This window comes from Novosphingobium sp. BW1, from assembly GCF_008107685.1.
GTDB lineage: Bacteria > Pseudomonadota > Alphaproteobacteria > Sphingomonadales > Sphingomonadaceae > Novosphingobium.
Genome location: NZ_VIRF01000090.1, coordinates 203,128 through 226,738 on the forward strand (window position 1 = coordinate 203,128; position 23,611 = coordinate 226,738).

At 65.5% G+C, this 23,611-nt stretch carries 25 protein-coding genes; 2 read left to right on the forward strand and 23 right to left on the reverse strand.

Annotation, left to right across the window (positions count from 1 at the left end; all coding sequences use genetic code 11):
• Positions 1–52 precede the first annotated feature (52 nt).
• The 13 genes from FMM79_RS18630 to FMM79_RS18690 all read right to left on the reverse strand — a co-directional run bounded on the left by FMM79_RS18630 (position 53) and on the right by FMM79_RS18690 (position 14,152).
• Positions 53–1,645, reverse strand: coding sequence for a toll/interleukin-1 receptor domain-containing protein (locus FMM79_RS18630; RefSeq protein WP_148628935.1), 1,593 nt, complete (start codon positions 1,643–1,645; stop codon positions 53–55).
• Between the two features lie 200 nt (positions 1,646–1,845).
• A complete protein-coding gene (locus FMM79_RS18635; protein ID WP_162528553.1) occupies positions 1,846–3,603 on the reverse strand; it encodes a diguanylate cyclase domain-containing protein in 1,758 nt (585 codons plus the stop codon).
• 115 nt (positions 3,604–3,718) lie between these two features.
• Positions 3,719–5,518, reverse strand: coding sequence for a nif-specific transcriptional activator NifA (gene nifA / locus FMM79_RS18640; RefSeq protein WP_148628937.1), 1,800 nt, complete (start codon positions 5,516–5,518; stop codon positions 3,719–3,721).
• A 209-nt stretch (positions 5,519–5,727) separates the two neighbouring features.
• Positions 5,728–6,027, reverse strand: a complete 300-nt coding sequence (locus FMM79_RS18645; RefSeq protein ID WP_148628938.1) for a ferredoxin family protein — start codon at positions 6,025–6,027, stop codon at positions 5,728–5,730.
• Positions 6,028–6,068: 41 nt separating this feature from the next.
• The gene (locus FMM79_RS18650) at positions 6,069–7,382 is read right to left on the reverse strand and encodes an FAD-dependent oxidoreductase (RefSeq protein ID WP_148628939.1); all 1,314 of its coding nucleotides are present in this window, start codon (positions 7,380–7,382) and stop codon (positions 6,069–6,071) included.
• Between the two features lie 14 nt (positions 7,383–7,396).
• Complete coding sequence (locus tag FMM79_RS18655; protein ID WP_148628940.1) at positions 7,397–8,494, reverse strand: electron transfer flavoprotein subunit alpha/FixB family protein; 1,098 nt, start codon at positions 8,492–8,494, stop codon at positions 7,397–7,399.
• 17 nt (positions 8,495–8,511) lie between these two features.
• On the reverse strand, positions 8,512–9,369 hold the full coding sequence (locus FMM79_RS18660; protein WP_148628941.1) for an electron transfer flavoprotein subunit beta/FixA family protein: 858 nt from the start codon (positions 9,367–9,369) through the stop codon (positions 8,512–8,514).
• Positions 9,370–9,373: 4 nt separating this feature from the next.
• Positions 9,374–9,715: a nitrogenase stabilizing/protective protein NifW gene (gene nifW / locus FMM79_RS18665; RefSeq protein WP_148628942.1), complete on the reverse strand. Its 342-nt coding sequence runs from the start codon at positions 9,713–9,715 to the stop codon at positions 9,374–9,376.
• On the reverse strand, positions 9,702–10,475 hold the full coding sequence (gene cysE, locus FMM79_RS18670) for a serine O-acetyltransferase (RefSeq protein ID WP_148628943.1): 774 nt from the start codon (positions 10,473–10,475) through the stop codon (positions 9,702–9,704). Before cysE ends, nifW begins: the two co-directional genes overlap by 14 nt.
• The gene (gene nifV, locus FMM79_RS18675; protein WP_148628944.1) at positions 10,475–11,629 is read right to left on the reverse strand and encodes a homocitrate synthase; all 1,155 of its coding nucleotides are present in this window, start codon (positions 11,627–11,629) and stop codon (positions 10,475–10,477) included. The genes cysE and nifV overlap by 1 nt, the downstream gene beginning before the upstream one ends.
• 34 nt (positions 11,630–11,663) lie before the next feature.
• Positions 11,664–12,869 (reverse strand): cysteine desulfurase NifS, encoded by a 1,206-nt coding sequence (gene nifS / locus FMM79_RS18680; protein WP_148628945.1) that lies wholly within the window; start codon positions 12,867–12,869, stop codon positions 11,664–11,666.
• A 28-nt stretch (positions 12,870–12,897) separates the two neighbouring features.
• Complete coding sequence (gene nifU, locus FMM79_RS18685) at positions 12,898–13,818, reverse strand: Fe-S cluster assembly protein NifU (protein ID WP_148628946.1); 921 nt, start codon at positions 13,816–13,818, stop codon at positions 12,898–12,900.
• 13 nt (positions 13,819–13,831) lie between these two features.
• The gene (locus tag FMM79_RS18690) at positions 13,832–14,152 is read right to left on the reverse strand and encodes an iron-sulfur cluster assembly accessory protein (protein WP_148628947.1); all 321 of its coding nucleotides are present in this window, start codon (positions 14,150–14,152) and stop codon (positions 13,832–13,834) included.
• Positions 14,153–14,406: 254 nt separating this feature from the next.
• Between FMM79_RS18690 and FMM79_RS18695 the strand changes: the two genes are divergently transcribed.
• On the forward strand, positions 14,407–15,015 hold the full coding sequence (locus FMM79_RS18695; RefSeq protein WP_148628948.1) for a hypothetical protein: 609 nt from the start codon (positions 14,407–14,409) through the stop codon (positions 15,013–15,015).
• A gap of 109 nt (positions 15,016–15,124) precedes the next feature.
• On the forward strand, positions 15,125–16,189 hold the full coding sequence (locus FMM79_RS18700) for a hypothetical protein (protein ID WP_148628949.1): 1,065 nt from the start codon (positions 15,125–15,127) through the stop codon (positions 16,187–16,189).
• A gap of 16 nt (positions 16,190–16,205) precedes the next feature.
• On the opposite strand, the gene FMM79_RS18705 is transcribed toward FMM79_RS18700, so the two are convergent.
• The 10 genes from FMM79_RS18705 to nifK form a co-directional block, all read right to left on the reverse strand.
• Positions 16,206–16,613, reverse strand: coding sequence for a Rieske 2Fe-2S domain-containing protein (locus FMM79_RS18705; RefSeq protein WP_148628950.1), 408 nt, complete (start codon positions 16,611–16,613; stop codon positions 16,206–16,208).
• Between the two features lie 16 nt (positions 16,614–16,629).
• Positions 16,630–17,052, reverse strand: a complete 423-nt coding sequence (locus FMM79_RS18710; protein ID WP_148628951.1) for a group III truncated hemoglobin — start codon at positions 17,050–17,052, stop codon at positions 16,630–16,632.
• The gene (locus FMM79_RS18715) at positions 17,049–17,672 is read right to left on the reverse strand and encodes a nitrogen fixation protein NifQ (RefSeq protein ID WP_148628952.1); all 624 of its coding nucleotides are present in this window, start codon (positions 17,670–17,672) and stop codon (positions 17,049–17,051) included. Before FMM79_RS18715 ends, FMM79_RS18710 begins: the two co-directional genes overlap by 4 nt.
• Before the next feature lie 85 nt (positions 17,673–17,757).
• Positions 17,758–18,051 (reverse strand): ferredoxin III, nif-specific, encoded by a 294-nt coding sequence (fdxB, locus tag FMM79_RS18720; RefSeq protein WP_148628953.1) that lies wholly within the window; start codon positions 18,049–18,051, stop codon positions 17,758–17,760.
• Complete coding sequence (locus FMM79_RS18725) at positions 18,048–18,251, reverse strand: CCE_0567 family metalloprotein (protein ID WP_148628954.1); 204 nt, start codon at positions 18,249–18,251, stop codon at positions 18,048–18,050. Before FMM79_RS18725 ends, fdxB begins: the two co-directional genes overlap by 4 nt.
• A 17-nt stretch (positions 18,252–18,268) precedes the next feature.
• Entirely contained in the window at positions 18,269–18,727 is a 459-nt protein-coding gene (locus FMM79_RS18730) for a NifX-associated nitrogen fixation protein (protein ID WP_148628955.1), read from the reverse strand.
• Positions 18,728–18,730: 3 nt separating this feature from the next.
• Positions 18,731–19,147 (reverse strand): nitrogen fixation protein NifX, encoded by a 417-nt coding sequence (nifX, locus tag FMM79_RS18735; RefSeq protein ID WP_148628956.1) that lies wholly within the window; start codon positions 19,145–19,147, stop codon positions 18,731–18,733.
• Positions 19,144–20,529 (reverse strand): nitrogenase iron-molybdenum cofactor biosynthesis protein NifN, encoded by a 1,386-nt coding sequence (gene nifN, locus FMM79_RS18740; RefSeq protein WP_148628957.1) that lies wholly within the window; start codon positions 20,527–20,529, stop codon positions 19,144–19,146. The genes nifX and nifN overlap by 4 nt, the downstream gene beginning before the upstream one ends.
• A gap of 2 nt (positions 20,530–20,531) precedes the next feature.
• Entirely contained in the window at positions 20,532–21,950 is a 1,419-nt protein-coding gene (gene nifE, locus FMM79_RS18745; RefSeq protein WP_148628958.1) for a nitrogenase iron-molybdenum cofactor biosynthesis protein NifE, read from the reverse strand.
• 79 nt (positions 21,951–22,029) lie between these two features.
• Complete coding sequence (nifK, locus tag FMM79_RS18750) at positions 22,030–23,589, reverse strand: nitrogenase molybdenum-iron protein subunit beta (protein WP_148628959.1); 1,560 nt, start codon at positions 23,587–23,589, stop codon at positions 22,030–22,032.
• Positions 23,590–23,611 lie beyond the last annotated feature (22 nt).

Consider the following 23,611-nt stretch of genomic DNA (forward strand, 5'->3'; position numbering starts at 1 on the left):
TTCCTTTCTCTCCTGCGACGGCCTCTCGCAAGGCCTTCCAATCCTAACCATTCTAGTCCGAGCCGGCCTGTGGCCAGGGTTCGGAAAAGCGCTTCTTCCAGACCTTCCAGTCATGATTTTCCGGGTCCGAGGCGATCAACCGGTCAAGTTCCTCCTGAGCGCGATCCCGCATGCGCTGGGCCATCGCGCGAAATCCCATCGCATGGCGCAGCCGCGAGGTGGAATTCATCGCGAGCATCCAGGCCTGGCGATAAGTCGCATTCTTGGGATCGGTATCGAGCAGGTCCCGGGAGATCTCCAATTGCTTCTGGCGCTGGGCCAGCGCTTCTTCCTCGCGCCCCTGCCGAACCAGCGCATCGGCATACCACGCGTAGCGATTGGCCAGATCGCGCGTGACCTCCGCATTGTCCGGCTCCATCGCATGCACGCGCAGCAATGTCTCCAGAGCCTCATGACATTCCGGCAGGAGATCGGGATTTCCCGCCTCGTCCAGGCCGACCGAACACAGGTTCCCTTGCGCGTAGGCCAGCTCATGGCGGTATTCGGGATTGTTCGGCTCACGCTGCACCAGCTTTTGCGAGAGGGCCTTGTATGCCTGAAAGTGCGGCAAGGCCTGAAGCGGCTTCTTGCGCATGAAGATCGCATAGCCCACCCAGAACTCGCTCTGCGCCTGGCCGTAGATCCGCACCGGATCGTCCGGTGCCGCCGCCAGCAGCGCGGCCGTAGCGCGGCTGGCTTCCTGGAACTTGGCAACGGCACCCGCGACGTCGCCGCGGCGATGATCGTCCTCGCCCATGGCGTGCAGGATACGGGCCCTGCGCTCGAGCGATTCCACGGACAGGGCATCGAGATCGGCCTGCTCGGCGTAATAGTCGAGCGCGCGCGCGTTCACCGTCTCCAACACGTCGAGCCTGCCCACACCCTTCAACCTCTCGCGCAGATCCGTCAGCATGAATTCGATCAGCCCCTCGGCCTGTCTGCGTTGCTCGTCCGCTTCGCGCTGCGCCCTTATGGCGAACACCAGCATGAGGCCCATCACTAGGGCAAGAACGATGGCCAGCGCCGTGATAGAGATCACATGACGCATCCGGCGCTGTGCATCGCGCTGAATGATTTCATCGAGGGCGAGGCCCGACAGCCCCGCCAGGATCTTGAGGCGGGCGAGCTGGCGCCCATCCTTGTCGGGCCGGAAGTCGGCGGCGATGGGCTCGCGCACCTTGCCGTCGCTTCCCGGCATGACGAGCGCGGCCGGGAAACTCTCCGAGGGTTCTCCGCGCAGCAGCGCAGCAATCACCGGACGTTCGGGATGGAGACGCCGGAACAGGGCAATCTCGGCGTTGACCCAGCGCGAGGCCGCCGCCTCGGGCGAACACAGCACAAGCAGCGCGCCCGATCCGGCCAGAGCCTTTTCGACCTCGGAATCAAGGCTGCTCGCCGCCGGCAGCTCGGCCCGGTCGCGGAAGATCGGCGCAAGACGCCGGGGCACGCGCCCGCGCGGCGTTTCAGAGCCGACAAGGCGCGCAGGAATGCGGTAATTCTCGAGCCAGCGGTGCAGGCGCCCCGCCTCCCGCTCGTCGGCGTGGCTGTAGCTCAGGAAGGCGCGGTAGCGATCCTGCGGCGCGGCAATGGCATCCTCTTGCCTCATGGCTGTGGCGCATTCATCCCAAGCGGCCTCATGACCCGTCCAGATACCGCCTCGGCCGCATGTGCGGTATCCCCCATTTCGCCAGGCGACAGCACGTAAACGGCTGTTTTCCCGGGATGGTCCTCATACCTTGGAATATCACACCGGGGCCCGGACGCAAGCGCCCTGCGCCCTGTCCCGGCACCTGCAGGTCCTAGCCGTCAGGCCGCGACCCGCACCCCGTTGCGCCCGGACTGCTTCATGTCCTTTAGGGCGGTGTCGGCAATGCCCTGCGCGTCCTCGGGCGTCATGCCCGAACGCAGCTGCACCACGCCGCAGCTCACCGAGGACAGGACGGCGACATCGCCTGCCCGGCAGACCGGGCTTTGCCGCACGGCCTCGGCAATACGCTCGCAGATGCTGCGCGCGGTCAGGATGTCGCAGCGCAGCAACAAGGCGAACTGGTCGGCCCCGAGGCGCGCGACGACATCGGTGTCGCGCGCGTTGCGCTTGATGCGCCGCGCCACTTCGACAAGCGCAGCATCGCCCACGACCAGGCCGTGCTTGTCGTTGATCGTGTGGAAACTGTCGAGATCGACGAGCGCCAGCGAAATCGGACGCCCCACGTCCTCCATTGCCCGGTCGAGGTGAACGAGGAAACTCTCGCGCGCGCAGACGCCTGTCAGACGGTCCGTCTCGGAACGGCCGATCAGCGCCAGGTCAAGCGCACGGCGTTCGGTCACATCGCGCAAGGTCACCACCCACCCTGAGTGCGCACGCCCCTGACGCAGAAGGCCAATGGTCCCCTCCAGGACAAGCGCGGGACGGCGCATCGGGGAGAACTCGATCAGCCGGGTCGCGCCCTGCGGCCCGAAATCCTGACTGCCAAAGGCCTTGCCCAGCTCTTCCATGAGATCGTGGATCTGCAGCGAGACCGTCTCGCAGGACCGCCCGATCATCTCCTCGGCCGAAATTCCCAGAAGCGCCTGTACAGGGCCCGTCGCCCATTTGCACTGGCCCGAACTGTCAAAGCCCAGGCAGGCGGTGACCGCGCTCTCCAGCACCTGGCGCAAGGCTTCCTCGCGTTCGGCCAGACGGATCGCCATATGCCGCCGCGACGTCACCAGCGAGGCGACCGGAAGGCAGGTCAGGAGCAGCGCGCCCAGGTAGAGCTGAAAGAACAGCGTCTGAAGCTGCGCAGATACGGGCATGCCCGCAACCGGCCCCTGGCCCACAAGCGTCGCCCCGAGACCCGTGAAGGCCACCAGCATGACACCCAGCTTGGTGCCAAGACGACCAAGCCGGAACGACAGGTAGATCACCAGGCACATCGGCAGGAACAGGAGCGGCACGAAGGACTGGGCGAAGACCGCGGCTGTGGTCACAAGCAGCAGCGCGTAGCCGCCGAGCGCGCTCCACATCTCGCGCCGGTTGGCAATGCGCAGCCAGCGCACATAGCTGCCATCGAACAGCGCACACAGGAACGGGGTGAGGACCAGCAGGCCAAGGGCATTGCTGAAATACCAGTTGCCGACCGAGATCAGGAACGGCTCACCAAACGTCAGAGCCGTCACTGTAGCACCGATGAGCGCGGCGATCAGCACAGCCACCCCGCCAGCGTAGAAGACAAAGCGCCAGATGGCCCGATTGGTGGCAAAAACGTCCGCCTGCGGCGTGCGGCGCAGCACCAGCCAGGCCGCGAGCAAGGTTTGCCCCATGTTGATCACGCCGTAGGTGACGAGAACGGGCGACCATCCGCGCGCAACGGTATTCGCCGCGAGGTTTGCCGCCCAGCCGGCCGCCAGCACCCACCCCCAGTTGGAGCGCGGTTCGCGCAGCAGAAGAGTGAGGATGATGGCATCGGCGGGCCAGATCGTGGCGATGTCGTAGCCAGTGCTGGTCAGTTGGATGGCGATCATGGCGAGCACGAAATACCCCACCGCCGCAATGATCGCGGCGTCGGCACGTCGCTCGAGCACTGCACGCGATTCGGAGCCTGGGTTCACCATCGTCGCCCCGATAGTCCGGCAAGGGTTAACCCAATGTATACCTGTCCAACAAAACCGGCAAAAACCCCGGCAAACCGAAGCATTATCAGAACTTGCGCACCTCGATATCGTACTTGCGGATGGCATAGCCGATCTGGCGCGGGGTCAGTCCCAGGAGCCGTGCCGCCTTGGCCTGGACCCAACCCGCCCCTTCCAGGGCATCGAGCAATTCGGCCCGGCTGACCTTGACGTTGTCGAGCGGCATGTCCCGGTCCGGTTCGCGCCGGTGAAGGGGAATGGCCGGGGCATCGCCGCGACTTCCCTGCTCGCGCTCTGGTGCCACGCCCCCCTGTTCCTCGCGCGGGCCCGGCTGGACGATGGGGAAAGGATCGGAAACCGCGGTCTTCCAGAGCATCGCGGACAGACACTCGTCGTTGCGGCAGGCAAAGTCGCGCGCGTCGATCCGGTCATCGAGCGAGAGCGTGGCGGTGCGCCGAATACAATTCTCCAACTCGCGCACATTGCCGGGAAAGTAGCAGCTTTCGAGGACATCGAGCGCGGAGGGGCTCAGTTCATGCTTGGTGTGATGTTCCTGATCGAAGCGGCGCAGGAATTCGCGCGCGAGCTGGGGGATGTCCTCACGCCGGTCACGCAGCGCGGGCAGACGTACCGAGACCACATTGATGCGGTAATAGAGATCGGCCCGGAACTCGCCCTTGGCCACCGCCTCTTCCAGATTGCGGTTGGTCGCGCAGACAAGCCGCACGTCGACCTTGATCGTCTGGGTGCCCCCGACACGCTCGAACTCGCCTTCCTGCAGCACGCGCAGGAGCTTGACCTGGAAGGCCTGCGAGGTGTCGCCGATCTCGTCGAGGAAGAGCGTTCCGCCATCGGCGAGTTCAAAGCGGCCCTTGCGCTGGGCAACCGCGCCCGTGAAGGCGCCCTTCTCGTGGCCGAAGAGTTCCGATTCCAGGACGGATTCGGGAAGCGCAGCGCAGTTGAGCTTGATGAAGGGCTTCTTCGCGCGTGGGCTGAAATCGTGAGTCGCGCGGGCGAACAACTCCTTGCCCGTGCCCGATTCCCCGCGCAGCAGCACCGCCGAGTGGCTACGCGCGACACGGCGGATGCGCTGCAAGGCCTCGCGCAGCGCCTGGCTGGAGCCGACGATATCCCCCTGCTCGTCAGCGCCCTCCTCCCCGGCGCCGGCGCTGCGATTTCTGCGGGGCTCGGCGCTGCGTGCGCGGCGGGCAGAGCCGTCCTCGAATCCTTTCTCAAGCAGGCGATGCTGGTCCATCAGTCGCTCGCGGTCACGCTGAACCAGTTTGAGGAGCCGCACCGTCTGGCCGATCAGGTTCGCGACCATGGTCAGGAAGCGCACGTCCTCATCCGCCGCGTGGTAGGTCGTCGTCTCGTCCCAGATCTGTTCGATGGTGAGCGTGCCCACCACCTTCATGCGGTCCTTGATCGGCACCCCGATGAAGGAGACCCGTGCGCCGGGCGGCAGCGGCCCATCGAAGGCCCAGTCGGGAAACAGCGCGCTGCGCTCCATGTTGTGGACTACCACCGGCATCCCGGTGTCGTAGATCTGGGCGACCGCACGTTCGGGCTGGCGGCCCATCCACAAGTGCGCGCGCTCCTCGCTCCAGCCGATCCCCACGACGCTGGTGGGCGCCCCCTCTTCGTCGAGCAGGGTGACGAGACCGTGGCGCATGTCGAGAAAGCTGGAGAGAAGCGTCAGCACGTTGGTGAGCGTTGCTTCCAGCCGTCCCGGCACGGCGAGAACCTTGGAAATTTCATAGACGCCGCGCAGCGCGATATCCGCGCGCGTATGGCTGGGGCCGCAGCTGTAGCTGCTCACGGTGTAACCGGCCGTGCCGGGAGCGACTGTCGATGCATGCGTACCCATGACGGAAGCCTTTCTGCCGTCAGCCCATTCCTCTCCATTTCCCGGTTCCGGCACCGCTCCCTTGCAGAGTCGGGCCCGCGTCTCTTCGTGGTTCGACGCGTCTTGATTTGAACAAACGTCTCAAACCCCAAGCGATTCGACAAGAGAATAAGCACCCTCCCCCAGGACTTCCTTGCAGTAATCTGACAAAGTCACGCACCTGCATGACTTTATCCAAACTTGTAGAGCACCCCGAAACCACCGCGCGGATAGTTCCACTCGACCTCGCCTGTCTTGCGGGTCAGGATGCGACAGGTCCCGCATTCGAGGCATCCATCGGCCGCCACTTCGACCTGCCCGGTTTCGGTGACGGCATAGCATCCCGCCGGGCACAGGCGGGTCATCGCCAAAAGGCTGGCGGAGGGGACCTCGTGCTCGCGCACGCGGATATGAGGCTTTCCGGCATCGACGAGATAGCGGTTCTGAAACAGCTTCTCCTCTACCTTGGTAGCGGTGGCGATTTCGGTCATTGCGCGTCTCCTTTCATGGTTGGGCGGAATGTGCGGTCCCCTTAGCGCCAGGCGCGGGCCACGCGCCAGGCATCGCCCAGCAGGCCCCGCAGGCTCCGGCTGTCGCGAAAGCTCTTGAGGATGGCCTTTTCCTTGGTCTTCTTGTCGACCCCGTCGACCCGGAACCAGGTCTGCATGGCTTGGCTGAAGAGGCGCGGATAGGTGCCAAAGAAGGTGGCCTTGTTGGCGTCGAGCAGCCCGGGGATTCCCTTGTACTTCTTGAGGTCCTTCATCACGAAGGTGGCTTCGAGGCGCCGCTCGTACTCCTTGAGAGTATAGCCATCCATCGCCTCACCCTTTCGGTGGAGCGCAACCACGGTCTCGGCCGCGATGCGCCCCGTCGTCATGGCCAGGTTTGAGCCCTCGCGGTGAACCGCGTTCACGAACTGCCCGGCATCGCCGACCACGATCCAGCCATCGCCGGTAAGCTGCGGGATCGCCTTGTAGCCCCCTTCGGGGATCAGGTGGGCGGCGTATTCCTTGACTTCCGAGCCTTCCAGCAGCGGCGCGATCGAGGGGTGCGCCTTGAAGGCTTCCAACAGTTCGGCGGGCGTCACTTCGCCTTGCGCAAAGTCGGAGACGATGCAGCCGATGCCGACCGAGATCGATTCCTCGTTGGTATAGAGGAAGCCGGTGCCAGTCATGCCGCGCGTGATCGTGCCCATGGCCTCGATCACCACGCCCTCGTTGCCCTTCAGGTTGAAGCGCGCCTCGATGGTTTCGCGGGGCAGGAAGTGCATTTCCTTGACCGCCAGCGCGACGCTTTCGGGCGCGATCTCGGGCCGCAGCCCCGAACGCTGGCCAACAAGGCCGTTGACCCCTTCGGCAAGGATCACCACGGGCGCGAAGATCGGGTTGCCCTGGCGGTCGGTGCGTACGCCGATGACCCGGCCGGTGAGATCCTTGACCAGTTCGGTCACGGTCGTCTCGCACAGGACCAGCGCGCCCGCTTCCTTGACCTTGGCGGAGAACCACTTGTCGAACTGCGCGCGCAGGATGGTGTAGCGGTTGGGCTTCTCTTCGTTGAAGTCGCCCGAGCGGTAATGCATGCCGGTGTGTGAGGTATCGTCCATCGACCACATGCGCTGCTCGATTACATGGCGTTCAAGCGGCGCTTCCTCGCGAAATTCCGGGATGATCTTCTCGAGCGCATCGGAATAGAGGATCGCGCCCTGCACGTTCTTCGAGCCCGCGTACTCGCCGCGCTCGATCTGGAGGACGCTGAGCCCCTCCTTCGCCAGGGTATAGGCCGCCGCGTTGCCCGAAGGCCCGGCCCCCACAACAATCGCATCGAACGCGTCCTCCATCTCGGCCATGGTCTCTCTCCTTCTCAGCTGGCCATCCGGGTGACGCGCAGGCGCCGTGCGAAGGCCTGTGTCAATGCGGGCAACAGCGTGACCGCATCGGCGACGATGCCCAGGTGCGCGAACTCGAAGATCGGCGCCCTGGGGTCTGTATTGATAGCCAGGATCAGGTCAGCGCCTTCCACGCCGACACGGTGCTGGATCGCGCCCGAAATCCCGGCGGCGATATAGAGCCGGGGCCGGATGGTCTTGCCGGTCTGGCCGATCTGGCGATCCGAGGTGATCCAGCCCTTCTGCACCAGCGGACGCGAGCCTCCGTACTCGGCGCCGAGCACCTGCGCCAATTCCTTCACCAGCTGGAAATTCTCGACCGAGCCCAGCCCCCGGCCACCGGCCACGACGACATCGGCATAGGGCAGCGCGGCGGTGTCGCTGTCCCGGTCGGCAATGAAGTCGAGCACCTTGGTGACGACGTCGTCCTCGGCGATATTCGGCGTAAACTCGACGATGCGCCCGGTGCGCCCTTCTTCGCGCTCGGGCATGGCCATAACGCGCGGGCGCACGGTCGCCATCTGCGGGCGGAAGTTGAGCGTGAAGATCGTGCACAGGAGCGAGCCGCCGAAAGTGGGCCGCGTCGCGGCGAGCGAGCCGTCCTCGTCGATGGCAAGCTCGGTCGAATCCGCCGTGAGGCCGGTCTTGAGCGTGGTCGCCACCGAGCCCGCCAGGTCGCGGCCAAGGTTGGTCGCACCCAGCAGCAGGATCTCGGGCTGGTAGGTGTTGACGATGTCGGTCAGGACCTGCGTCGAGGTTTCGTTGCGGTAGTGCTTCAAGGCCGGATCGCAGGCGATGTAAACACAGTCCGCGCCGTATTCGAAGCAGTCCTGCGCCGCCTTGCCCAGCGCCTCGCGGTCATCGCCCATGACGACCGCGGCGAGGTCCACGCCGCGCTTGTCGGCGAGCTTGCGCCCTTCGCCCAGCAGTTCAAAGGAGACCGAGTGGACGGCCCCGTGCTCGATCTCCACCGCCACCCAGACGTGCTTGTACGCCTTGAAATGCTCGGGCAGTTCCCTCTTCGTGTTGGCACGACCTCCCTTGGCGGGAGCGGGCTTTGCTGCATCGGCCATCGGTCCAGCTCCTTTTCTCAGACGTAGTGATGGAGGGCCCGGGCGGTGAGGTCATCCTCGACGCCCGGCGCCCTTCCGAAGATTGCGTCGACCACGGCGCGCGCCTTTGCGTCCATGGTGCCTTCGGCCGCGATCATCTCGGCGGCCTCCGAGCGCGCGGTGGGAGCAAAGACCTTCTTCACGATGGTCGGCGAGCCGCGCAAGCCGCACCTGGTAAGGTCCTCGATGCCCACGTCAGCCGCGTTCCAGGTGATGATTTCGGCGCGCGCGGCCTCCAGCGCCTGCGCGATCGTGCCGCGCCGCATCTCGTTGGTCGCCTCAAGCATGGTGATCAGCACCGGCAGTTTCGTCGCCAGCACCTGCGTGCCCGTCTCGGCGCGGCGCTCCACGGTGATCCGGCCTGCCTCAAGGTCGGTCACTACGATCTTGGAGATGTAGGTCAGCTGGTTGAGCTTCAAGCGGCTGGCGATGCCCGGCCCGACCTGCGCGGTGTCCCCGTCGATGGTCTGCTTGCCGGTGAAGACGATCTCGGGCGTGCCGAATTCCTCGCCGATTTTCGTCAGCGCCATCGAGAGCGCGTAGCTCGTCGCCAGCGTATCGGATCCGGCGAAGTAGCGGTCGGTCAGAAGCACCGCGCGGTCTGCCCCGAAGGTCAGCGCCTTGCGCAGCGATTCCGAAGCCGTGGGCGGGCCCATGCACAGCGCCGTCACGCTCGCGCCAAGGCGATCCTTCAGGCGCAGCGCCTCCTCCAGCGCGAAGAGGTCGTAGGGGTTGATGATCGTCGGCACGCCCTGGCGCATGATCGTGTTCGTGACCGGGTGAACACGGATCTGCGCACTGTCGGGCACCTGCTTGATGCACACCACGATATGCATTGTCTCAGCCTCCTGTCAGGGCATCGAGCGGCACGAAGGGCCGGTTGGGTTCGGGTTTGGGCGCAACGGCCTCCTTGTGGACCTTGAACAGGCGCTCCGCGATCGGCGAGGAGGCCACGAAGTCGGCGTAGGCCTGCGCGAGGTGTTCAGCGCAAAGCGCATAAAGCTCGGTATCGTCGGCGCTTTCCAGCGCGCCCTCGACCTCGCTGCCGCGCAGGTACTGGCCCATGCGGCGAAGGATGTGGAGCCGTGCGACCTGGACCACCTGCGGGTCGTATTCGACGCCGAGCAGCTCGAAGAAGTCCTCCGCGCTCGAGAGCTGTTGCAGTTCGTCAAGCAGGCTCATGGCTGTCCTCCTGACGATCGAAATCGGGGCAGACCGGCGCGTGCCCATCTCTATGGGCGTCCCTGTAGGCCAAGCGCGCCTCGAGGAACTCGATACGGTCGAGCAGCTCGGACACCGCCTCGCCCACCGGATCGGGCATGAGATGATGGTCGAGGTCGATCCGGCCTGACACGCGGCGCCGCTCGGTAGCCCCGCGCACCACGCGCCCCGGGATGCCGACCACCGTCATCGCAGGCGGAACGGGATCGACGACCACGCTGTTGGCGCCCACGCGCGCGCCCTTGCCCACCGTGATCGGCCCCAGGATCTTGGCGCCGCAGCCCACCAGCACGCCGTCTTCGAGCGTGGGGTGGCGCTTGCCCGGCGCCCAGCTTGTCCCGCCCAGTGTCACCCCGTGATAGAGCGTGACATCATCGCCGATCTCGGCAGTCTCGCCGATGACGACGCCCGCGCCATGGTCGATGAAGAAGCGCCGGCCGATACTCGCGGCGGGGTGGATGTCGACATTGGTCACAAGACGCGCGAACCAACCCAGGAAGCGGGCCGGGACGCGCAGGCCCTGCTGCCACAGGGCGTGGGCCAGCCGGTGCCAGATGATCGCGTGGACGCCCGGATACGTCAGCAGGACCTCCAGCGCCCCGTTCGCCGCCGGATCGCGCGCGGCCACGCAAGCCACGTCCTCGCGCAGGAGAACGAAGAGCGAGGGCCGAGCCCTGACAGGACGTGCGCCAAGCGTATCGAAGGGCGTCGCGACGGGCATCACAGCGCCCTTTCGGCCATGCCGGTGCGGCAATAGATCAGGGCTAGGTCGGCCAGTTCGACGCCCTTCTTGGTGTCGAGCGCCTTGGCGCGCACGTCGGCCAGAATGCGGCCCAGTCGCTCCTGGTCGGCCTCAAGACCAATCGAGCGCAGGCTGGAGGTGATCGCCGCGCGGCCCGAATGGCGCCCCAGCATGATCCGTCGCTCGCGTCCGAAACGGGCCGGATCGAGCGCCTCGTATGTCTCCGCATCGCGCAAGAGGCCCGAGACATGGATGCCGCTCTCATGCGTGAACACCATCGAGCCGACAATGGGCTTGTTCTCCGGGATCGGACGCCCGGCGGCGAGCGCCACAGTTTCGGCAAGGCGCGCGAGCTGGAGAAAGTCGATGCGCGTGGTGCGCCCGAGCGTTTCGCCCAGCGCCGTCACCACTTCCTCGAGCGGCGCGTTGCCCGCCCGCTCGCCCAGCCCCAGCACGCAGACCGAAACGTGGGTCGCGCCGCCGCGCACGGCCGCCAGAGTGTTCGCCGTGGCAAGGCCCAGGTCGTCGTGGCCGTGGAATTCCAGCTCGATGTCGGTCTCGCGCGCAAGCTCGCGGAAGATCTCGTGGGTGCCGAACGGGTCGAGTACGCCCAGCGTGTCGGCGTAGCGGAAGCGGTGCCCGCCTGCCTCCTCGATGGCGACGACCACGCGCTTCAGGAAATCGAGGTCGGCGCGGCTGGCATCCTCGCCGCCGATGGAGACGCGCAAGCCCCGGTCGAGCGCGTAGCCCACGACCTCCTCGATACGCGCCAGCACATCGGCGCGGCCGGTGCCGAACTTGGCGCGGATCTGACGGTCGGAGACGGGCACCGAAAGATGCACCCGCTCCACGCCGGTGCGCGCGGCCGCGTCCACGTCGCTGCGCGTGGCGCGGCACCAGGGGATGATCTGCGCGGTCCTGGCCTGTTCCACCATAGTGCGGATCGCGGCCTCGTCCTCCATCCCCATGGCCGGGGTTCCCGCCTCGATTTCGTCGACGCCCGCGGCTTCCAGAGCCGCGGCAATTGCCAGTTTCTCGGCAAAGCTGAAGGCAACGCCCGGAGACTGCTCGCCATCACGCAAAGTGCTGTCATTGACGACGACAGGCGGGAAATAGGGCAAGAAACCGGACATGGCAGTCAACTCCAATAAGGGGGAATGGACAAGATCAGGCGTAGGTCGGGTTGAAGGCGCCTTCCTTCTCGCGTTCACGCCAGAAGGGGCTCATCTCGCGCAGGCGCGCGATGATCTGGGGCATCACCTCCAGCACACGATCGACATCAGCCTCGGTGTTCTCGCGGCTGAAGGAGAAACGGATCGCGCCATGGGCGGCGGTGTAGGGCACGTTCATCGCGCGCAGCACGTGACTGGGCTCAAGCGAGCCGGACGTGCAGGCCGAACCGGAGCTTGCCGCGATGCCTTCCCGGTTCATCAGCAGCAGGATCGCCTCGCCCTCGATGTACTCGAAGGCGACATTGGCAGTGTTGGGCAGGCGGCTTTCGACATCGCCGGTCGCAAAGGAATGGCTGATCGCGCCGAGCAGCCATTCCTCCAGCCGGTCGCGCAGCGCGGCGACGCGAGTCTGCTCCTCGGCCATGTATTCGCCCGCAAGCTGAGCCGCGCGGCCCAGGCCGATGATGCCCGGCGCATTCTCGGTCCCTGCACGCCGGCCGCGCTCCTGGTGGCCGCCGCGCACGAGCGGACGCAAACGCACGCCCTTGCGTACGTAGAGCGCGCCCACGCCCTTGGGCCCGTGCAGCTTGTGGCCCGAGAGCGAGAGCATGTCGATCTCGGTTGCCTTCAAATCCATCGGGATCTTGCCGACCGCCTGCACCGCATCGGTGTGGAACAGCGCGCCGGCCTCGTGCGCCATCTCGGCCAGCTTCGCGACGGGGAAGATCGTGCCCGTTTCGTTGTTGGCCCACATGATCGAGACGATCGCGGTGCGCGGCCCCAGCGCCTTGCGGTAGGCCTCCATGTCGAGGCGGCCCTTGGCATCGACCGGGATGATGTGGACCTTGGCCTGCCCGGTCTTTTCGAGATGGGCGACAAGGCTGAGGACGGCCGGGTGTTCGACCGCCGAGGTGATGATCTCGTCACGCCCTTTCTGGGTTTCGAGCGCGGAGAGAATTGCCATGTTGTCCGCCTCGGTCCCGCCCGAGGTGTAGACGATCTCGTGGTCGAACTCGGCGCCGAGCAACTCCTGGAGCTGCTTGCGCGCCGTGGCGAGCGCCCCGCCCACTTCCGAGCCGAAGGCGTGCATCGAGGAGGCATTGCCGAACTGCTCGCAGAAGTAGGGCATCATCGCCTCGACCACACGCGGATCGCAGCGGGTGGTAGCGTTGTTGTCGACGTAGACCGGGTCGTTGGCCATGGTGGGGGCTCCTTCGCGTGCGTTCGGGTCAGTGGACAGGGGCGGCAGGGATGACGAGGAGCGGCACGCCAACCGCCTCGACCAGCCGTGCCTGCACCCCTTCGATGGTCGCGCCGGAGAGGTGGCAGCCCACGCACGCGCCCGTCAGCTTGACGATGACGCGGTTGCCCTCGACATCGATGAGTTCGCAGTCCCCGCCATCGCGTTGGAGCGAGGGGCGGATGTCCGCGATGGTCTCCTCGATCAGTTTGATCTTCTGGAGCGTGGTCAGCGGCGCCGTGCTTTCCGGCGGCTTGACGACGACCTTCTTCGGCTTGGCGAATACCGGCACGGCGCCAGGCACGAAGGCTTCGTGCGCGATGAGGATGCCTTCCTCGACCATTTGCGCGTTCACGCGTTCAAGCACCGCCTCAATGCCTTCGACGCAGGTCGCGCACGAACCGCCCGCCTTCGTAAAGTTGGTGATCTCCTCGACCGCGGTCAGGGTGTTGGCGCGGATCGTACGCTCGATCATGCCTTCATCGACCCCGAAGCACTTGCAGATGAGCGCGCCTTCCTCGTGGTCGTCGACCCATTCCACGCCGCGGTAGTTGGCGACGGCCGCCTGCAGCGCCTCATAACCCATGACCGAGCAGTGCATCTTTTCGGGCGGCAGGCCGCCCAGGAAATCGGCAATGTCCTGATTGGAGATCTGCATGGCCTGCTCGATGGTCTTGCCGATGATGAGTTCGGTCAGCGCCGAGGAGCTGGCGATTGCCGAGCCACAGCCGAAGGTCTGGAACTTGGCCTCGGTGATGACCTGGCTGACCGGCTCGACCTTGATCATCAAGCGCAGCGCGTCGCCGCAGCTGATCGCGCCGACATCGCCCACGCCGTCCGCGTCCTCCAGAACCCCGCTGTTCTTGGGGTTGAAGAAGTAATCTTTGACCTTCTCACTGTATTCCCACATGTGCCGGTCTCCCTCAGCCGAATGACTTGCCGCACGAGCAATTGTTCGATGCGTTCGGATTTTCGAAGGTGAAGCCCGATCCCTCGAGCGCCACGACGAAGTCGATGGTGGTGCCTGCAAGCAGCGGCTGGCTGACAGGATCGATGAAGACCTTGAGGTCCTCCTTCTCGACCACGGCATCGTCGGCCTTGGGCTCGGCGACGAGCCCCATCATGTACTTGTATCCCGCGCATCCCCCGGCCTCGACCTGGATGCGAAGCCCGGCCGGTGCGGTGTCGGCCTTGGCCATGGCGCTGCGGACGGCCTCCTGGGCACTGTCGGTGAGAACGATCACAAGGCTTCTCCTCGCAGATGTTGCGAAGGACCATCAGCAAGGCGCGTGCCAGTTGCTCAAAAGCCCGAAATTGCAGGCAGGAGCGCGCACGCGCGCGTCTTCAGGAGCCCGTTCCTGTCGGTTTCGTCACATTTCGGACAGCGCCGGTGTTGCATTGCACACAAAGGGGGCCGGGCGCGCGCCTTCGCGCACACGAAACGGCAAACGGCCCGCTTCGTGCATGACGCGAGCGCCCCCTTTCAAGGAGTGAAGTCATGTCGACGCTTACGGCCCCTGTGATCAGCGATACCCCTTTCGGCGCGCTTGCCGCGCAGCACCGTCTCCACAACGCCGTCCTCAAGGAGCCGCTGCCCGCGCCCGGCACCTTCGGGTTTCGCGGGGACATTGCCCTCGCCTTCCAGGACCAGGTCGCCGACGAGGCGCGCCCTCCCGCCTATTCGCTCGAACAGGTGCTGGCGGTTGGCGATGCGGCGAGCGCAAAGATCCCGGTGCTCGCAGGCTATCTCCACAACTTCGCGTGGCTCAAGGATGCAGGCGAAGTGCTGGCCGACTATCTCGTGCCCGAGGGCACGTACGTCTTCTTCGTCAACAACATCGACTTCCTGAAGACCTACAGCGTGGCCCTGCCGGGCGGCGCCACGGCCAAGGTCCTCCCCCTCGACGAATCGACGGTGTGGAAGGAAGTGCTGGAACTGGCCGGTGTCGAGAAGACCAACGTCAAGAAGCTGAGCGGGCCGGAAAAGCTCGAATACGTGCTCGCCCAGCTGGCGGCCACGAAGATGGACTACCCCGAGATCTCCTATGTGGACGGGGTCGCCGCGATGGAGCCGGTGCGCAACCGCAACGAGAACCGCCCCGTCTGACGCGCGCACCGGATCGGGCGGGCCCCTCGGACCGGATGCGGTGTCCCCCTTATCGCATCCGGCCCCAATCGTGGTAGCCTGCGCAGGCGAATCGCAAGGGAGAGAGGCGATGGCATCCACGGTATCCCAGCTCGTCACGGCCGAGCAGGCCGAACTGCAAAGCGCGCCCGCCAAGGCGCTGCGCGCGCCGATGACCGCCTCGCTCCTGGGCCTGGAATGGCGCAACGCCGCGCTCGATGCGCTGTTCTATGATATCGAGGGACTGGAGAGCGAGGACGTCGCCAGGCTCGCGGCCTGGCATGCGCCCGAGGGCGCGCTGCTGCTCGTACCGCCTGCGGGCAAGGGCGAGGTACAGGTCTTCAGCGAGCTTCAGGATTTCCTCGATGCCGGTGGCGGGGAAGCCAGGGCACTCACCGTCGCGGGTGTGGGCAGCTCGGCCATCGGCTCGGCCGCCTTCGCGCGCGACATTGCCGAGGCTCTGGGCGGTTCGGTAGCGGCGGTCGTGTCGGGCTACGGTCTCTCCGATGCTTTGACCGAGGCGGTGGGCGGCTTCTTCTGGTTCGGCGCGCTCAATTCGCTGCGCCACGCCTTCGAGGGGCTCGACCGCGCGGCCCGCACGCTCTCGGACCGCTCCCCTTCACTCACCTCGATCGAGGCGGACAGTTTCCTCAGGCTGTCCAAGGACACCGCAACGCTGATCGCGCTTCTGGAAAGCCCGCATTGCGCAATCCCGCTGCTGGTCGGGCACTCCAAAGGCAATCTCGTCCTCTCCGAAGCGCTCTACGCGCTGCGCAAGCAGGCGAAACTGGGGCCTGTCGCCACGCGCACGCAGATCGTCACGATCAGCGCCAAGGTGGGTATGCCGCGCGAGTTCATCGGCAAGGTCTTTGACGTGATGGGCCAGTTCGACAGCTTCGGCGCGCTGAATTCGCGCCCGGACATCGAGGCCGATTACCTCGTTCCCGGCGCGTGGCATTCGACCAACCCGAACTTCCCGATGGGCATGGGGATCGATGTCACCAATGTCCTCAAGACCGTGCTGCCGCTGCTGGGCACGCAAAAGCGCCCCACCAACACGAACGCACAGGCCGCGACCGTGCTCGACCTGCCGCAGTGGCTGACCGGCACCTTTGCGACCGCGCCCTGGATGCTGCCCCGGCCGATGACGCTCTGAGGGGTGGGCGCCTGCGCTATTCCAGTCCCCCGCCGCTGTCGAAATCGTCGTCCTCGACAAGGCCCGGTGCACGCAAACAGATGTCCTCGTCCTCATCGATCTCGACGTCGATCGCGGCGAGCCGCTCGCCAAGGCAGGGCCCGGACACGCATTCGCCCGAGCCCAGATCGAACAGCGCGCCGTGCTTGCCGCACTGGATGCGCGTGCCCTCACCATCGAGGAACTCGCCCTCTTCCCAATCGAGGTTGGTGTTCTGGTGCGGGCAGCGGTTTTCAAAGGCGCGCACGTTGCGCCCCCAGCGCAGGACGAAGATCGGCCAGGGCCCGACCCGCCCGTCCTCCTCGCGCCGGGCCAGAACGAAAGGCACCGCGCGGCGGTTGGGAATGTCCGAGATGGCGCAGATCGCGAAAGGCGGGAGGGCCATCACATCCGCTCCCCGCTCATGCGGCACCTGCCGCTTTGGCGACGGGTTTGGGAAGCGGCAGCATGCCCATCTTGAAGCTCTGCGTCATATGCGCGGCGCGCTGCATGGCCGCGCTCGCCAGTTCCTCGGGAAGGCACTCCTCCACCGCCTGCCCGAAGGCGGCCATCCACCGTGTGAAGTCCTCCTCCTCCACGGTCAGCTTGAGGTGATGGCTGTAGGGCGTACCGCGCTGGTAACGGTCGGTGCCAAGCAGCGCGTGCGACCAGAAATCGCGCACGAAGCAATAGTGCTCGCAAAAGTCCGGGATCATCGCTGTGAACATCGGGCCCAGCCGGTCGTCCTCGTTGCACAGCGCGTAGAAGCGGCGGACCATCGCATCGATCGCGATCTCGGCGCTCTCTCCCTCGGCCACGGCAGGTCCGATGTCGCAGCCGCTCATGCGTGCCCCACGTGCGCGGGCGCCGTCTTGCCGTTGGCGATGCGCGCCAGCAGCGCCTCGCCGTCCTCGGGCCCGAAGCAGGCATCGAAGTCGTCGCACTCGGTGCAGACCGGGACCGAACAGAGCCGGTATCCCTCGGACGAGCACATCATGCGGTAGAAGAATTTCTTCCACTTCATGTCGTTCGCGTTCTTCATGGCAAGGCGGGGGAAGTGGAGCTGCATCAGCATCGAAAGCTCGTCCCGGCTGGCGAAACCCAGATCCTGCCAGAGGTGGTTGGGCCGCTGGCAACGCCGCGCGACGAGGCGCGTGAGGAGCAGCTCGAAGACCGAGGCCTCGCCGCAGTTCATCCAGAGGATGTCGCGCAGCGCCTGCTCCTCCTTTGCCACGAGCGGGGTTCCTGCCTCAGGAAGCGTCACGTGGGGGAACGCGATGCGGCACAGCTCGGCCAGTTCCTCACCGTCGAGCCCGGTCGCCTCGGCCAGCGCCACACCCTCGCGCTCCGCCTCGAAGAAGGACAAGGCCAGGATCGAGGCGGCCAGGTGCACGTCCACCGGCGGCACGTCCGAACGTGCGCCCTGCCAGAGCAGTTCGGCATAGATCTCTTCGCCACGTCCCATCGTCTGTGTCTCCTTCGGGTCTGGTTCTCTGGTCCTGCTCCTGTTGTCGCCCCCCTCTCCCGGGCGGTGTGACGCCAGCGTGCTCTCAGGCCGCCTTGGCGTGGGTCTGGCAATTGGTCGGGCATACCCGCGCGCAGGCGCCGCAGCCGATGCATGCGTCTTCATCGTTCATCGCCATGACGCGCTTCTCGATCTCGTCGTCGTCATCGTCCTCGTCGAGCTCAACCACCTCGCCGTCCTCGTTGACGCCCTTCAGCGTCATCACATTGCGCCCGCAGACCTTGAAGCAGCGTCCGCAACCGATGCACAGGTCCGGGTCGATGGAGAGCAGATACTCGGGCACCCACGCGCGCCCACCGCGGGAGAGCGCGGCGCTCACGCGGCGCTCTCCCGCGCCTTCATCTCGGCCTTCTTGGCGGCGAGCGCGGCGTAGCTCTCGCACACGCGCGTCGCCGTCGCCATGACGTTCTCCAGCCCCACGGGCAGCTCTTCGGACAGGTCGTGCAGATCCATCTTGGCCTGCATCGCGCGCGCCGAGAGCTTCTTCACCTCGGCCTTCATCGCTTCGAGATCGGACATGGGCCCTGCGCTCCTTTTCAGTAGTCCGCGACTTCGGGGAACTTGCCGATCATGTCGCTGGCCTGCACGATCAGCTTTTCCGCCTCGGCGTTGAGCGCTTCCAGGCTGTCGAAGCCGAAGCGGTGCACATCGCGCAGCGACTTGTTCACGACGACAAGACGCCCGGCGATGAGCACCATGCGGCCAAAGCCCTCGTGGCTCATCTTCATCATCGGCTGGACCATGCGGCGTGTGCGCCGCTCGATCTCGAGGCACAGCGCGCCATAGTAGAGTTCGAGGCGCCAGAGCGTATCCGGGTCGGGATCGCCGATGATCGGGATGGCGCGGCGCGCCTCCTTGTCGAGTATGTAGGGCGCAAGCAGCTCTCCATCTGCCTTCTTCTCCCAGTGCCCATGCGTGTCCTGCGCGCGCACCTGGCGCACCAGGGCGGCGGCAAAACCGTCAATTGCGGGGGCGTCGATCAGGTCTTCAGGCATCGCTCAGGCCTCCTCTTCCTCGAAATCGTCTTCCAGATCGGCCACGCGTTCACCGCTCCTGGCCATGACCTTGCGCAGCCAGGGTGGGGGCGTACCCTTCAAGACCTCCTGCAGCTTGGCGAGCATGCCTTCGATGGGCTCGGGCTCAGCCATCTTCATGGGGTGGATGTTCTGCGCAACGACACGCGCCGCGCCCGATCCACCGATGGCGGCCACGACGAGGATGGCGACGCCTTCGAGCGCCTTGAGCTTGGGCTCGAGCTTGTCCTCGTTGCCATCCTCGTTGAGTTCACCGGAGAATTCCTCGACCCGATCGAGCGACCAGCCTTCGGGTGTCAGGTCGTAGACTGCGATGTTGCGAGCCCAGCCGAAGTGCGCGTCGATGCGCACAAGGTCCTGCGTGGCGAAGGCGACTTTCATGGCACGAGCTCCTGTGCGGCTTGATGGGAAGTGGCGTGGGGGTCGGGCCAGGCATCACGCCAGTCCTCGGGACCGGGCACGTGGCTCTGGTGGTGGTGCATCAACATGTTGCCAACCGCGAAGAACAGGTCGCGCGTGCCACGGTAGCCCAAGGTCACAAGGTGCGCGGCGCCCAGCGTGTCGAACATGGGAATGCCGATGCGAAAGTGCGGAATGTGCAGCCGCGCGGCCGCTTGCCGGCCATGGCTGTGGGTGATGAGGATGTCGGCACCTTTCGCCCCGGCTTCCAGATCTTCGAGGTCCCCCAGCAGGATCTCCTCGCACGGGGTCTGCGCGTGGATCGGCGAGGTCGTGGTGGTGACCGCGCAGGCGACCTCCCCGCCCACTTCGCCCAGCGCCGAGACGAGCGCGAAGAGAAGGTCCGGCTCGGCCCCGATGGCCAGTTTGCGCCCGCCCATGTGAAAGTGCGCATCGAGCATGGCATCGACAAGCTGGCCGCGCTGGCGGCGGTAGCGCACCGGCACCGGCCGGCCTGAAATCTGGGACAGGAACGCCATCAGCTCATCGCACGGCGCAAGTCCGGTCAGGCGCGCGAACAGGCGAAACGGCACTCCCGCGCGCGCTTCCAATGCTTCGGCAGCGCCGCGCATCTGCTCGCCGATGGCAAGGGTCCAGCCCGCAAGCGCCATCGCGCGCACCTCTTCGGGGCCGGTACCGCCCAATGTCGTGGGCGTGAAGTCCTCGGGGATATGCCCGTCTAGCGAGCCCGAAAGGTCGGGCAGGAAGGTCGGGACAAGGCCAAAATCCTCAAACAGCGCACGCAATTCGTCGATGTCGCCCGGAGTGACATGGCAGCCTGGCAGCACGTTGATGCGGCGCGGATCGCGGATCGCGGGCTCGGGCGAGACCACCATCTCCTCGATCATCGCGGTGACCGCCTTGGCCCAGCCATCCTGAAAGGCCCCTGCAAAGTCCGGCGTGGCGGACTGGACGATCTCGACACCATCCAGTTCGGGATGGCGCGCGCGGATCTGTTGCACGAAGCCCTTGAGGTCATCGCCCTTCACTTCGGTGACGCCGGTCGAGCAGATGCCGATGAGTTCAGGCTTCGTCTTTTCGACGATGTTGAGCACGGCCTGCTCGACATTCTCGAAGCCGCCCAAGACCGTCGCTACCTCGGACATGGCGGTGGTCTGCAAGGGGATCGCCTCGCGGAAGTGGCGCACGAAGAGGACGAGGCCAAAGCTGGTGCAGCCTTGCGAGCCATGGAGCAGTGGCATCGCGCCGCGCATTCCCATGAAGGCGAGCGCACCGCCGATGGGCTGGCTCATCTTGAGCGGGCTGACCGTGCAGGCCTTCTTCGACTTGACGAGCTGGGCCATGGCTAGGCGGCCTCCCGTCCGGCTTGCTGCGGGGCCTCGACCCTGTCCCAGGGCGCGGGGCGGCGCACCTCCTGCCAGACGGGGTTCGCCAGCGTGCGGTCGATCTCGGCCACCATCGCGACCATGCCGTGATAGCCTGCAAAGGCGACGTGGCGCTCCTGATTTATGTCCATCCAGGGCATCGAGGCCTTGAGCGCGATGAACTGCGAGCGCCCGCCCGAGAGCATGATGTCGGCCTCGGCCTCTTTCAGCTTGCGGTACATCTCGCGCGGGGCGAGGTTGTCGAACATGTGGGCCTCATCGCCCATCAGCTTCTTGATCTTGTCCTTGTCCTCGCGCGTGGACTTCTTGACCGAAGTGCCCACGACGCGAAGCCCGGCCTCCCGAAGCGCGGCGACGACCGACCAGCTTTTCACGCCGCCGGTGACCAGCAGCACTTTTTTGCCCGCAAGACGCGGACGGTAGGGTTCGATGGCGGCCCAGGCGCGTGCTTCCTCGCGCGCGATGACCGCCTCGGTGCGCGCCATCAGTTCGGGATGGGCGCCTTGCTGGATCAGCAGCCCCGCAATTTCGCGAAGCGTGTCGGACATGTCCTCGATGCCGTAGAAGCTGCCTTCAAAGAAGGGAATGCCGTAGCGCTCCTCCATCTTGCGCGCGACGTTGATCATGGCTTTCGAGCAGACCATCATCGCCGCTTTCGCGCGGTGCGACCAGGCCACTTCCTCGTAGCGCGCGTCGCCCGAGATGCACGAGAGGATGCGGATGCCCAGTTCGTCGAGGAGCGGCTTGATCTGCCACAGCTCTCCCGAGAGGTTGTACTCGCCAATCACGTTGATGTCGTAGGGCGTGGTGTACTCGGGCTCCTTCGTGCCGATGACGTGCTTCAGCATCGCCTCGCCCGCCAGCTTGTTACCCAGGTTCTTGGGACCCAAGAAACCGGGGGAATGAATGGGGATGCAGGGCGTGCCGAACTTTTCGGCGGCCTTCGTGCAAACCGTGTCGATGTCATCGCCGATCATCGCGGGTACGCAGGTCTCGTAAACGAAGACGGCGGGCGGGGCGTACTTTTCGATGATCTCGCGGATCGCCTTAAACAGGTGCTTCTCGCCGCCAAAGACGATGTCGTTCTCGGTCATGTCGGTGGTGAAGCCGGTGCGGTAGAGCGTGGAGCCCGAGGAGGCCGCCCCGCGATTGTCCCAGGAATTGCCCTCACACGCGATGGGGCCATGGACGAGATGGGCGACATCGGTAATCGGCTGGAGCGCAATCTTGGCCCCGTCGAACGCGCAGCCGCCCGCCGCCCCGCCGGGCTGGAGCGGCTTGGAGCACCCCTTCTTGCGCTCCTTGTCCGACTTGGCCTGGTTCTTCCCGCAGGCCGGCTCATTGAACACGTCCTGGATCGTCTGGTTCAGGCTGGTCATGGCAGGCACTCCGGCGGGTAAGGGACGGGAAAAGGGGTCTCCCCGCGACATGGCGCAGCGGCGGGGAGACCAGGGGACCTCAGCGGATGATGTCGTAGCTGTAGTCCGTCTTGCTGGGCACGTTGGTGGTCGCGTCCATGTGCTCGAAGATCCTGTCGAGGATCGTGACGAGGACATTGAGACCGCCCTGGTAGCCCCATACCGGGTAGCGGTGCTTGTGGTGGCGATCAAAGATCGGGAAGCCGATGCGGATCAGCGGAACCCCGGTGTCGCGCTCCAGGTATTTGCCGTAGGTGTTGCCGATCAGGAAATCGGGCGCCTCGGTGAAGAGGAGCGAGCGCATGTGCCACAGGTCCTTGCCCGGATAGGCCCTGCAGTTGGCCCCGAAGGGCGAGCTGTCGAAGAGTTCCTGCATCTTGGCCGCCCAGGCCTTGCTCCCGTTGGTGGAGAGCACGACCACCGGCTCGCCGCCCAGTTCCATGACGAACCTGGCGAGGCCATAGGCAAGGTCGGGATCGCCGTAGATCGCGAACTTCTTGCCGTGAATGTGAGCGTTGGAATCGGCGATGGCATCAACCAGGCGGCCGCGTTCCTTCGCCAGTTCGTCGGGGATCTCCACGCCCGCCATGCGCGCCACTTCCATCACGAAGCTGTCGGTCGCCTCGATGCCGATGGGGTGGTTGAAGGCGGCGGTTTCCTGCCCGTGCGCAGCGATGAAGGGCAACGTCTTTTCGGTGCAGTATTCCTGCATCGAGATCGTCCCCTTGGCGTGGATGGCATGGGCCGCATCTTCGAGCGTGGTGCCGCCGTCGTACATGCGGAAGGTGCCATCCGTGGGCGTATCCCACACGTCCGACTGGTCGCCCAGGATCGTGTACTCGATCTGCATCATGTCGAAAATGCGCTTCACCTCGCGCAGGTTTCCGACCGCGTAGCCATCGAACCCGTTGAGGAAATTGATCGAACCGTTGGGCACGCGCTCCAGCTTGGGCGCGGTCTTGGCCTTGCCGTCCCAGAAGTGCTCCAGGATGCCCTTCATGGCGTTGTCGTAGCCGGTGATATGGCTGCCCACGAAGGCCGGGGTGTGCGCGAAGGGAACGTCAAATTCCTCGGGCAGCGATTCCTTTTCCTTCGCGGTCTTGATGAAGGCGTTGAGATCATCGCCGATCACCTCGGCCATGCAGGTGGTCGAGACCGCGATCATCTTGGGCTTGTACATGTTGTAGGCGTTGGCGAGGCCGTCGACCATGTTGGTGAGCCCGCCGAAGACCGCCGCATCCTCGGTCATCGAGGAGGAGACGCACGAGGTCGGCTCCTTGAAGTGGCGCGAGAAGTGCGAGCGGTAGTAGGCAACGCACCCTTGCGAGCCGTGAACAAAGGGCAGCGTGCTTTCAAAGCCGACCGCAGCGAAGACCGCGCCCAGGGGCTGGCAGGCCTTGGCCGGGTTGATCGTCAGCGCCTCGCGGGAGAAGTTGAGGTCCTTGTATTCCTCGGTCTTGGCCCATTCCTTGACGCGCTCGATCTCGGCGTCGGGATGGGGGTTCTCGAACTCGGACCGCTTCTTGGCGAGCATGTCCTTGTACTCGTCACCGCGGAACAACTCGAAGTGGTCTTTTACCTGGTCTGCGTCCTGGGGCATGGGTGCCTCCCTTGAACTGGAT